Origin of the sequence: Hyalangium versicolor (genome assembly GCF_020103695.1) — a bacterium.
Lineage (GTDB): Bacteria > Myxococcota > Myxococcia > Myxococcales > Myxococcaceae > Hyalangium > Hyalangium versicolor.
This window is the reverse complement of record NZ_JAHXBF010000013.1, coordinates 247,132-258,462: the sequence shown is the minus strand read 5'-3', so window position 1 is coordinate 258,462 and position 11,331 is coordinate 247,132. Positions and strand designations below refer to the sequence as shown.

Below are 11,331 nucleotides of genomic sequence, written 5' to 3'. Positions count from 1 at the left end.
GGCCTGTCCGCGTGCATCCAACGAGACGACACGGCGCCTCAGGCATGCGCGGCCACGGGGGGAACCTGCATGGCGGACGGGGAGACTCCGGCACGCCGGGCACCTCTCACGGGTAAGACGGAGTCCACGGCGGTGGACGGTGCCCGGGGTAGCTACGCGTCGCGCCTGCCCTTCTCCGAGCGAACTTCCCAACCGGCCGGAATGGCTGGGGAATTGCACGAGGCCTGCCGCTCACGGGCGCAGCACGCCATTGACAACAAACGTGTTGTGCAACTACCTGGTTGGGCAACAATCTTGTTGGGCAACAATCTTGTTGAGCAACTGGCCTGTTGGCCAAGGCGGTTGAGGGTGTGTATGTCAAACTCTGACACGGAGATAGATCGAGCAATCCAACAGCTGGTGGATGCGCACTTCCCCTGGGGGGACGGACCGTGCCCCGAGCGAGTGGAGGACCGTCTCGCGCACGTCCGCCGGTGGCTCGAGCAGCAGGCGGCCATCTACCGGGGCATCGCCACGGCGCTCATCGCCCGGGTCGAGCCGATCCTGACCCAGCTCCAGCAGCGACTCTCCGCGAATCAGCCGGACCGGCTCTTCTTTCGCATCGACGAGAGCCACATCACCAAGTCTCCAGAAAGCATCCTGGAGAAGATGGCGCGCGAGTGGCGACGGGAGCAGACGCTGGCGCCCCCGGTGAGCTTCCACAATCTCGACCAGCTCAAGGATCTGGGGCGCTTCCGGATCGTCGCCAACTTCCTGGACGACGTCGAGGTGATCACCCGCTGCATCGAGGAGCCCTATGACGCCACGAAGCGAACTCGGATCACGCCGGGCCAGTTCCAGCTGCGAGAGGAGTTCGGCCTCGCGAGCAATCGGTTCGAGGACATGATCGCGATGGCACCGGAGCACCGCAGCACCGGCGAGCGGTGCCGCAAAGGATGGTTCTCCCCTCGGCAGGCGGATCTTCGGGGCTATCGGGTGGAGGTGCAGATCGTCACGCTGCTCCAGGAGGCTTGGGACAAGAAGGAGCACTTCCTCGTATACGAGCGCGTCCGGAGGGGAGAGCACGTTCCGCTCGAGCACCGGATCATCTTCGCGGACCTGAGCGCTCAGCTCGCCCAGGCGGACCGGGACTTCAACCGGCTCAAACGCGAGGCGGAGGCCCAACCAGACGGAGAGCTCGAGCATGCGGCTCCGTAACGAAGCGCTCAGGACAGGGAGCCTGCTGGTGTTCTCGGACAGAAACGAGTCCCGGTGCAATGCCAGCATCCTGTTTCTCGTCGAAGGAGCCACGGACATCGGTCCGCTGCACGAGCTCGAACTGGCCTGCCGCGCGTTCGTGGATGACCGCTTCCACTGGTACACCCTGGCCAATCAGTTCGAGCCCTCGGCGGTGGGCTTCCGGCTCGACCACATGCGAATGACCCGGCTGGAGGTGGCGGAGTTCCGGGGGCTTGACTCCGAGACCCTCCGCGGCCTGCTTGGGCCCGCCCTCCAGCACCTGCGGCGAGGGCAGAACCTCTTCCCCAGCGCCACCCGGATGGAGGGGAGCGTGGCCCGGGGCGTGGACTTCCTCGGCCGGGATGAAGATCTCGCCACGCTCCAGACGCTCCTGGCCCAAGGCGAGCACGTGCTCCTGGTGGCGCCTCGGCGCTCTGGAAAGACCTCGCTGCTGTACCGTCTCTCCGAGACGGGCGGGCAGCGGCTCAACCTGGTCTTTCTCGACGTCGAGAAGTTCCGCTCACCCGAGGCGTTGGCCGCAGGGCTCGTGGCCCAGTCCACGGGGCGCCGCTTCACGGAGGTGCTCAAGAAGGTGCGGACGCAGGGGTGGCAGGCCGCGTTGCGCGAGGCGATGGCGACGCTCGCCGCGGACGCCCGGCCGCTCGTGCTCATTTTGGATGAGTTCGTCTTCCTGCTCGACAACATTGGTGGCGCTGACGGGATTCGTGCCGTCCTGACAGCCCTGGACGCGGCGGCGAGCGAGGTGAATGCACGGTTCGTAGTCGCGGGCTCCATCGAACTGGAGCCGTTCGTGCGTGATCGAGGCCTCGGTCATCTGCCCGGTGTGTTCGGGAACCTGCGCCGCTACCTTCTCCCGCCGCTGTCTCAGGGCCAGCTCGAGTTCGACATGCGGCGGGTGCTTCTGGGAACAGGGCTCGTTGCCGATCCGGCGGACCTCCAGTGGCTCGCGGAGAATGTCGATCTCGCGATGCCGTACCCGGCCCTTCGCTTTCTGGGGCACCTGGCGTCCGTGGCACACGAGCGCTCCCTGAGCGTCGAGACGCTGAAGGAGGAGCTGAACGGCTTCCTGGCGACGACCGACGCCTTCGCGGACCTCATCAACCATCTCGAGCATCTCGCCCAGGAAGATCTCCGCGTCGCGGAGACCCTCGAAGAGGCGCTCGACCGGCTGTCGCAGACTGGGAGGGGCCTGAATGTCGCGGACGTGAAGGCTCGTCTCGAGGGCACGGACGACGAGCAGACACGCTGGTTCGCGTGGTTGGTGGAGCACTTTCCAGTCACGCTCGAGGGTGAGCAGGTCCGGCTCGCCTCTCGCCTCTTCCGGCGATTCTGGCGGATGCACCAAGGAACGGACGTATGAGCCCCCATGTCTCCCTGTACAACCCCCGAGCTACACCGCCAGAGCAGCTCGAGGCGATGCTCGTCGGGCGAGAACCACTGCTGAAGGAGATCCTCAGCAATCTCCAGGAGCAGGCCCGAGGCCAGACGCGTCAGCACTGGCTCATCCGCGGACCGCGAGGGATGGGCAAGACGCACCTGACGGGCATCATCCACCACCGGGTCCGCAATGAGCCGGAGCTATCCAGGGCATACCTTCCCCTCTGGCTGGGCGAGGCAGACGTCTACGAGGTCTATTCTCCCGCGACGCTCCTCGAGCGCATCGCCGAGCGCCTCATCGAGGCGGTGCCGGATTCAAGCCTCCTGGAAAAGCTGCGCGAGCTCTCGGGGACGGGAGACGAGGAGGGATTCTTCCAGGAACTCTCCACGCTCCTTGGGGAAGAGTCGACCCGGCAGGGGAAGATCCTGCTCATCCTCATGGAGAACCTGGACGCGCTACTGGAGGGCTTTGCGCCCAAGGAGCGCAAGACTCAGCTCCGGCAGCTCCGGTCATTGCTTCTGCACGATGCCCACTTCCTGTTCATCAGCACGACGCCGACGAAGTACATGTCGGCGCTGACAAATCCCAAGGAGCCGCTCTACAACCAGTTCAAGGAGAGAACCCTCAAGCCGCTGACCGTGGAGGAGGTCAGTAGCGTCTTCGGCAAAATCGCCGAGTTGACGGAACGCAAGGGCATGGAGGGTTTGCTAGGCGATGGGCCTGATGCGGCCCTCCGGCGGAAGGTGATCCACCAGTTGACGGGAGGACTGCCACGTTCCCTCGTGATGGCCTTCGAGGTGATGCGGGACAAGGCAGGCATCCAACCGCTCGTGGAGGATTTACGAGCGCTCCTCGACGCACAAACGGCCTATTTCGAGGCTCGGCTGAGCAAGCTCGCGCCGCGCGAGCGCGCCATCGTGACCGTCATGGCCCTGGCGCCGAAGAATCTCACGCTCAAGGAGATCGCCGAGAAGAGTCGGCTCCCGGAGCGCTCCCTCTCGACGCTGATGTCACGGCTCCTGCAGGACGGACACGTCGAGGTGACCCACGGCTCGGGAGGCAAGGGCACGGTCTACGGCATCTCCGAGGGCTTGTTCCGACTCTGGTATCAATACCGCAAGGGCCGCATGCTGCTGGAGCCGCTCGTCAATCTCCTCGCCTACCTCTACAGCGCCACCGAACTGCGCGACACAGCCACCGTTCTCAAAGGGCTCATGGCTCAGAGCAAGTACGAAGATGTTGAAGCTGCCGTGCACTCGATAGAAATGCCCGAGCACGCTGAAGAGACGTTCATAGAGGGCTTCCTATCAAACCCGTCTGAATTATATTCAATAGCTGGCACCAAGAAGATCAAACGCTGGCTCATGGCGGCTGAGCAAAAAAGGTTGGCACCCACAAAGGCTGGCACAATCCAGCTTCACTTGCTTGTCGCAGACGCGCTGGCGACTGCCTCTCTTGAGGAGCCCGGCGCCAATGCTCGTTTGCAGCAGATTCTCGGCCAGATACCGCCAGAGTTGCACCCAATGGTGGAGGAACTCATTGAAGCTGAGAAACAGTGGCGGAAGGCGGAGTTGAGCAAGTCTGGCAAAGATTCCGCGCCTCGCTGAAGAAATACGCGGTCAGAAGCGCAAGAATCCTTAGCCACCTGGAACCGCCGAGAGCGGCTAGAATGAGCACCTCCCATGGGTACGCATCCAGAAGAGGACGCGGGGGTCTCCAGGTTCCTCCGCTGGCTCGAGCAGAGCGGAGCCCGGATCTCCAAGATCCACATCGTCACCCCGGAGGGAGCCGAACGGGGCGTTCGCGCCCTGGCCGACATCGCTCCAGGCGAGACGCTCCTGCGCATTCCACGCAGCCACGTGCTGACAGTCGAGGACGTACGGGCCTCCGAGATCGGCCGACTCCTCGATGACCACGCCCAACTCGACGAGGAGCGGACATACCTGTCCGCCTTCCTCCTCCAGGAGCGGGAGCGCGGGGAGGACTCCTTCTGGAAGCCCTTCCTGGACATGCTGCCCACGGCCTTCCCCTCCCACCCATTCTTCTTCGAGGAGCATGAGCTCGCGCTGCTGCAAGGCTCCTTCCTGGCCGGGATGGTCGGGATTCAGCAGCGGCTCGTCGCGGAGCGGTACGTGCACCTGAGCCAGCACGTCCCCGGGTTCAACCGCTTCACCTTCGACGCGTTCGTCTGGGCGCACTTCGCGGTGGTCACGCGCACCTTCACCATGACGCGGAGCGGCTCCCACGGCTCGTGTCTGGTGCCACTGGTGGACATGATCAACGACGGCAGGCCGTGGGACAGCCCCTGGGCCTGGCTGGAGGAGGAGCAGTGCTTCCAGGTGAAGAGCGTAGACGCCGTGGCGGCAGGCCAGGAGCTCCACACGACCTATGGCAACAAGAGCAACTTGAGCCTCCTGCTCCAGTACGGGTACGTGCACGAGGACAACGCGCACGACGAGGTGCTGCTGCTCCTGGGCATCCCTCCGGGGGATCCCTTCACCGCGAAGAAGCAGCGGCTGCTGGGGCTCTCCACGCCGGATGAGCAGCGCTCCTTCAAGCTGTCACGCACCTACGATGCCGAGGTCATGGAGCCGCTGTTCGCCTTCCTGCGGGTGGCCCAGGCGGAGGCCGAGGAGCTCGCCGTGCTCGAGACCGCACCCGATGCGCTCGCCCACGCGAGGGCGCCGCTGAGCCAGCGCAACGAGGAGAGGCTCCGCACCGCCTTCGCCACCGGCTGCGAGAGACGGCTGGCCGGCTACCCCACCTCGCTCGAAGAAGATGAGCGGCTCCTCCGGGAAGAGACGCTCTCGCCCAACGCGCGCAACTGCATCCTGCTTCGGAGCGGAGAGAAAAAGCTCCTTCACTCGTATGCCGTGCGCGCCCGGACGGGATTTCCCTCCTTCGCTCCAGGCTGAAGAGCACTTCACGCAGAGAGCACCCGGAGCCAGAAAGGCCTGAGGTAACAGAAGACATCCGGCCGCACCTCTGCTCAATTCCCCCTCCACGCACGAAGGAGGGGTCGTGCTTCAAAACGTGAGCATTGCGCGCAAACTGCAGGTGGGGTTCGGAACGCTGGTGCTGCTCCTGCTCTCTCTGGTCTGGGCGTCCTACTCCAGCTTCTCCCGCCTCGAAAAGGCCAGCGCCCTGGACACCCACACCTTCGAGGTGCTGCTCGAAGTCCGGGGGATGATGAAGAGCGCGGTGGATCGCGAGACGGGAGAGCGAGGCTTCCTGCTCACCGGCGACGAGACATTCCTCGAACCGCTCACCCAGGGCCGCGCGGCCTTCAATGAGCACCTGGCCAATGCCCATGGCCTGACCCAGGACAATCCGCATCAGCAAGGGCGAATCCGGCAGCTGATGGAGCTCAACCAGCAATGGCTCACCTCCTATCTCGAGCCCATGCTGGCGCTCCGGCGAGAGGTAACGGCGGGCCGGGCGGAGCACTCCAGCCTCATCTCGCAGGTGAAAGAGGCTCGGGGGAAGCAGTACATGGACCAGCTGCGAACCGTCAGCGATGCGATCGAGGCAGAGGAGTTCGCGCTGCTCGCGCAGCGGCGCCAGAAGACAGCGACCTTGGAGGCGGACATGTACCGGGTGCTGGTGGGAGGCGGGAGTGCGAGCGTGTTCGTCGCGCTGCTTTTCAGCACCCTGTTGGCGCGGAGCATCCGCCAACCCCTGGCCCAGGCGGTGCAGCTCACCCGTCAACTGGCCTCGGGAGACCTGACCGTCACCATCACGCCCCGAGGAAAGGACGAGCCGGGTCAGATGATGGCGGGAATGAAGGAGATGGTCCTCCGGCTCACCGATGTCATCAGCGAGGCACGCTCCGCGACGCAGGCCCTCACCTCCGCCTCCGAGCAGGTCTCGTCCGCGGCGCTGGCCCTGTCCCAGGGGACGAGCACCCAGGCCGCTTCGATGGAGGAGACCACCTCCAACATCCAGCAGTTCAATGACTCCATCGCCCGGACCGCGGAGACCAGCCGCCAGTTGGAGCAGATGGCGCTCGCGGGCGCCCGGGACGCGGAGAGGAGCGGGCAGGCAGTGGGACAGACCGTCTCGGCGATGGACTCCATCACGGAGAAGATCTCCATCGTGGAAGAGATCGCGTACCAGACCCACCTGCTCGCGCTGAATGCCGCCATCGAGGCGGCGCGCGCTGGCGATCACGGCCGAGGCTTCGCGGTGGTCGCCACCGAGGTGCGCAAGCTCGCCGAGCGCAGCCGGAAAGCGGCCCAGGAGATTGGAGTGCTCGCCAGCTCCAGCGTGAAAGTGGCCCTGCGCTCCGGAGAGATGCTGGAGGAACTGGTGCCCTCCATCCAAACGACGACGAAGCTCGTGCAGGTGGTCTCATCGGCCAGCAAGGAACAGGCCATGAACGTCGGCCAGCTCAGCGACACGATGCGGCAGATTGATCACGTCACCCAGCGCAACGCCTCCGCGGCGGAGGAGCTGTCCTCCACGGCGGAGGAGCTGAAAGCACAAGCCGAAGCCCTGCGGCAGCAGATGCGCTTCTTCCGGCTCCGGTCGGACTCCCATGACGAGACTCTGCCTGAGGTCCTCCGCTCCCCCCACTTCGTCACCAGAGTTCCTTGAGGCACTCCTCACAACCAGAAGTGGTTCCCCTGGCAGTTCATGAAGATGTCTGTCCCCTCCGGCCAGATGAAGCCAGTGCCCTCGTCCCGGCCGCCATCGACGCCGAAGACGGCGTGGTGGTCGCCGTACTGAACGATGATCCTGCACCGCAGATACACGGCGACGTAGGGCAGGAGCGTGTCTTCCATCCACCTCCCGGGTTTACGCATCTCGGTCAGGTACGCCCTCATTGAGGTGCACCAGACAGGGACCGCGGAGTCCGAGTTGGGACGCTGCACGAGGATGGAGCGCGGCCCGGCGAGATGGGTGTTGGCCACCACGTCATTCGTGATGCCGTCAATGATGCGCCGACGCAGCGCGTCGACGCCTTCGGTCAAACCGAGCCTGGCTCGCAGCGCGACGAAGGAGCAGTCGCCTCCAGCCTCGTTCGACGGCTGTCGAACGCGCTCCTCGCCATAGAACACGTAGCGGCCATAGAGCGAGTGGTGGTCGCTGAAGACCTCGCCCTCCCACGAGTCGAACTGGAACCACGGCGGAACGGCGCAGCACCCGGTGGTGGTGAGCGTCGGGCGGAAGGACACTCGCGAGTCACAGATCATCCCGCCCATGTACACGCTGTCACCACCGCCGTTGGAAGTGCCGAAGGTTGTCTTCATGGAGAGCTTCTGCTTCTCCATGATGAACTCGTTCGACACCGAGAATGAGCCTCCGTGCACACCGTAGGTGTTCAGATTGAAATCCCCAATCAGGGCGTGCACGCCTTTCGTCCGCGCGAATACGAGCACCTCATTCAGGATCGACTCCATGTTGTCGGTCCGCACGGTTGTGTACTTGGAGCTCAAGTGGACACACGCGATGGTGAACTCCGGCGTGGATGAACGCTCCGAGATCAACAGCCACGTCTCGGTGAAGCTGCTCCCCTTGCACTTCGAGCTGCGCTGCGTCGAGCTGAACCGGTAGCGCCACGCGGCGGAGTCGAGCACGTAGGCAGCCATGACGACCATCTCGAAGAACCGATCCGTGCTCGTCTTCTCCTGCGAGAGCCGACTGCTGACGCTCTTCTTGTTGCTGCCGAAGAGCTCCCTCTTCGTGACTTCACCCTTCATGCCGGTCCAATGAGAGCTCGACCCGACGGAGGAAGACATGTCGCCTTCGTCGATGGTTCGCCGGCCTTGATGGATGACGAAAGAACCGCCCCCTCCCTCCACGATCGAAGAGGTCTGGTTGCCCTTCTTCTCGTAGCCGCCCATCATTCGATTGCTGAAGTTGCCCTCGAAAGGGACGAACAGGATCGGCAGCTCGACGCGCGAGCGCCTGGACTCTTTGGAGATCTCGAACGAAGGGAAGGACGAGCCCCCCTTCTGTTTCGAGCCCTCATCGTCAATACGCCGCCTCTTCCGCTCCCGAACCGGTGAGCTGCTCCGCTCGCGGATGCGCACCGACTCGGGCGATTGGCGCGACCGTTCGAGGAGCGAACGCCGTTCCTGCTGCTGCTGGTAGCGCGGAGTGTCCTTGAAGAACGGCGGCGGCTCGCGCTCCACCTCCACGGAGGAGGCACGAACGAAGTGCCCCGAGGATCCGCGGAGGCGCTCGATATCTCTCCGCGATTGCTCCAGGGGAAATTCAGACTTCTGGTGCCGCTGCCAACACCGATCGCAGTACTTGTTGTTCTTGCGCGCCCGGTTATAGCAGCCGCTGTTGGCACACTTCATCGGCATCCTCGTCGGTGGATTGCCAGAGCACCTGGCAATGGTGGGTGCGAGACAGGGAGGTGACGCGGGATACTGTGGGTCCACCAAGCATGCCAGGGGATACCATGACGAGGAAGCAGCCACCGCGCGCCCCAGCCCGTGCCGAGGTCGTCATCGTGGCCTTGTCGCGGACTGTGGCCTCGACCGTGACGGATCCTGCGGACATCTTCTTCGAAGCACTTGGGGGCTACGCAGGAACCATCACTGCGGTTGGAGGGCAGGCGGCATCGGCGGCAACGGCCGAACGCGGGTCTCCCTGGGCGGAGGCTTCACACTCACAATGCCGGATCGCAACACCGTGCGGCTGATCTCGAGCAGTTCTACCTCCAAGGCCAAGATCGTCTTGAAGCGGTGAGACATGAGCAGTTGGAGCAGCTCCAACAACAAGAGGGCCCAGGCGGTGCTCACCCGAGCCCTCGGACCTTCGCGCCAGAGCGCGGGCGTCAGGTCAATTCACGCGTCAACTTGGAATCCCACGGGCACCAGTGGCCACCCGGGAGGAACGCGCCGCCGGCCTCGTCCAGGTGATCCTCGACGTACACCATGTTCGCATCGCAGACCTCGATGGCAACCGCGAAGAACCGGATGGTGGACGGGTCGAGGTGGAACGAGAACCTCGGATTGTAGGGCACGGACCGCTTGATGATCCGGCCATGCACATGGATTTCATTCTTCTCCTCACCGGAGAGAATCCGGCGCGCCTGGGCAATCGTGTTGTCATCGGTGAGTTCGATGATGAACTCCGTCCCGGGGGAGCTGGGCTGCGTGAAGGCGAAACGAACGGAAGTTGCCATGGAAAACCTCCTGGGTGGGTTGTGTGAAGGAGGTTGAATCCAGAGTCGTGCCTGGATCTCCACAGCTCTTTTTTCTGGGTCTTCTCGCAATCTGACAGCGGACGCACCTTGAGGCCCAGCCCATGCTACATTCGCAGGCGCTTCTTGCGACGGCACCCGAAGGTAGGTCCTGGCATGCCAGACACGTACCACATTGGTTCTGAGAACGAACTCCGGCAGATGAAAATCGAGTGTTGGCGGCCTGATCCGACCAAGGGTCTCGTTGCGGGAGCGGACATCGATTACGACGACATCTTCGCTGTCACCCACCCGCAGTACCGCCAGCTCGGCCTCGATTTGCTCACCGTCGCCGCGGATCACGAAAAGAACAACACGGCCGAGATCGAGGTGAAGATCGGCCCGCTGAAGATCAACACCGCGACCTGGAAGGCCGCTCGCCAAGCTCAGAAGCTCCTCGCCGAGGTCTTTGTCAAACTCTCAGGGCTCGTCAGCCAGAGTTCCGGCGCGGCTCGCCGCAAGTCGCTGGCCAATTGGACGACGGTGCTTCTCACGTACAACACTCAGCTCAACCAAAAGGCCAAGACCAACGCAGAGCTCAAGAAGTTCAAGCTCTACGAGCTCACGGCTCTCAGGGATCTGCTCAACACGGCCCAGGTTCCCAACGCGGCGCATGTCGCTCATGTCGGGAACCTGCTCACTCAACACGGCCAGAACGACGACTCGGGAGTGTTTCTCAAGGACTCGCGCCAAACCACCCTCACGAGTGGCACGCAAACGAGCTTCGAGGTGCCACTGGTGCGGCTCGGCAAGCCAGGGACTGCCCAGAAGAAGGGGTTTGAGAACGCCTTCGAGAAGCCCCCCGCCAAGGCCATCGCCCCTCCCAATCAGGCGAACTTCTTCGTCTTCGCCCGGGAGATCGCCCACGAGACGCTCGCAGCCATCCTGAATCTGGACATCACCACGGCTCCCAACACCACTGTGAAGCTAAGCGCGCACATCGCGCACACCGACGATGACAAGGCGGAGATCGCCGCCACCCTGACTATCTTCGGGTTCAACCGGTTCATGGGACTGGGCGACGGCGTGAACGAGTTCTCGGGTGAAAAGGACAAGTTTGGCATCGTCTTCAAGTCCGCGCCAAACCAGCTCATTGCCAACTCGCTGAGCGCCCAGGCCAGCGCCATCCTGACTGCCTTCAGAAACCACGCTCAGTTTGGCGCCGTTCTCGCCGCCATGTGCCGCAAGTACGTCGATAAGCACCCGAGCACCCGGGCTCGGGCCGACAAGCAGACCCTCACTGACAAGCTGGTGGGCTTCGCCCGCCCAATCCTCTCGGGGAATCTCTACACCTACACGGATGGCGAAGGCCACCAGCAGCAGGTCAACGACTGCCCGAGTGGCAAGCCGCTTCCGGCCAGGGCGGTCGAAAGCGGCAAGCTGGCCATTGTCGCCGAGACGCGCAGCAGCAGCCACCGGTTCGGCGCTCTGATGGCGGTCTCTCCCAGGAATGCGATCACAGAAGCAACCGTGATCAGCGAGATCGCGGCGTTGCAGTCCGTCTGACCGGTTGGCA

8 protein-coding genes are annotated in these 11,331 nt (G+C 63.8%); 6 read left to right on the top strand and 2 right to left on the bottom strand.

Annotated features, from left to right (window positions below):
* The first annotated feature begins 354 nt into the window (after positions 1 to 354).
* The 5 genes from KY501_RS26985 to KY501_RS26965 all read left to right on the top strand — a co-directional run bounded on the left by KY501_RS26985 (position 355) and on the right by KY501_RS26965 (position 7,213).
* A complete protein-coding gene (locus tag KY501_RS26985) occupies positions 355 to 1,197 on the top strand; it encodes a RelA/SpoT domain-containing protein (RefSeq protein ID WP_224366325.1) in 843 nt (280 codons plus the stop codon).
* The gene (locus KY501_RS26980; RefSeq protein ID WP_224366324.1) at positions 1,184 to 2,599 is read left to right on the top strand and encodes an AAA family ATPase; all 1,416 of its coding nucleotides are present in this window, start codon (positions 1,184 to 1,186) and stop codon (positions 2,597 to 2,599) included. The genes KY501_RS26985 and KY501_RS26980 overlap by 14 nt, the downstream gene beginning before the upstream one ends.
* Positions 2,596 to 4,224: an AAA family ATPase gene (locus KY501_RS26975; RefSeq protein WP_309242997.1), complete on the top strand. Its 1,629-nt coding sequence runs from the start codon at positions 2,596 to 2,598 to the stop codon at positions 4,222 to 4,224. The genes KY501_RS26980 and KY501_RS26975 overlap by 4 nt, the downstream gene beginning before the upstream one ends.
* A 75-nt stretch (positions 4,225 to 4,299) precedes the next feature.
* Positions 4,300 to 5,532, top strand: coding sequence for an SET domain-containing histone-lysine N-methyltransferase (locus KY501_RS26970; RefSeq protein WP_224366323.1), 1,233 nt, complete (start codon positions 4,300 to 4,302; stop codon positions 5,530 to 5,532).
* Between the two features lie 106 nt (positions 5,533 to 5,638).
* The gene (locus KY501_RS26965; RefSeq protein ID WP_224366322.1) at positions 5,639 to 7,213 is read left to right on the top strand and encodes a methyl-accepting chemotaxis protein; all 1,575 of its coding nucleotides are present in this window, start codon (positions 5,639 to 5,641) and stop codon (positions 7,211 to 7,213) included.
* Between the two features lie 8 nt (positions 7,214 to 7,221).
* Here KY501_RS26965 and KY501_RS26960 read toward each other — a convergent pair whose 3' ends face one another.
* Both KY501_RS26960 and KY501_RS26955 read right to left on the bottom strand, forming a co-directional pair.
* Positions 7,222 to 8,925 carry an OTU domain-containing protein gene (locus tag KY501_RS26960; RefSeq protein ID WP_224366321.1) on the bottom strand — a complete coding sequence of 568 codons (1,704 nt, stop codon included), beginning with the start codon at positions 8,923 to 8,925 and terminating at the stop codon, positions 7,222 to 7,224.
* 482 nt (positions 8,926 to 9,407) lie between these two features.
* Complete coding sequence (locus KY501_RS26955; protein WP_224366320.1) at positions 9,408 to 9,758, bottom strand: BP74-related protein; 351 nt, start codon at positions 9,756 to 9,758, stop codon at positions 9,408 to 9,410.
* Positions 9,759 to 9,932: 174 nt separating this feature from the next.
* Here KY501_RS26955 and KY501_RS26950 point away from each other — a divergent pair, with 174 nt between their 5' ends.
* Positions 9,933 to 11,321, top strand: coding sequence for a hypothetical protein (locus tag KY501_RS26950; protein WP_224366319.1), 1,389 nt, complete (start codon positions 9,933 to 9,935; stop codon positions 11,319 to 11,321).
* Positions 11,322 to 11,331 lie beyond the last annotated feature (10 nt).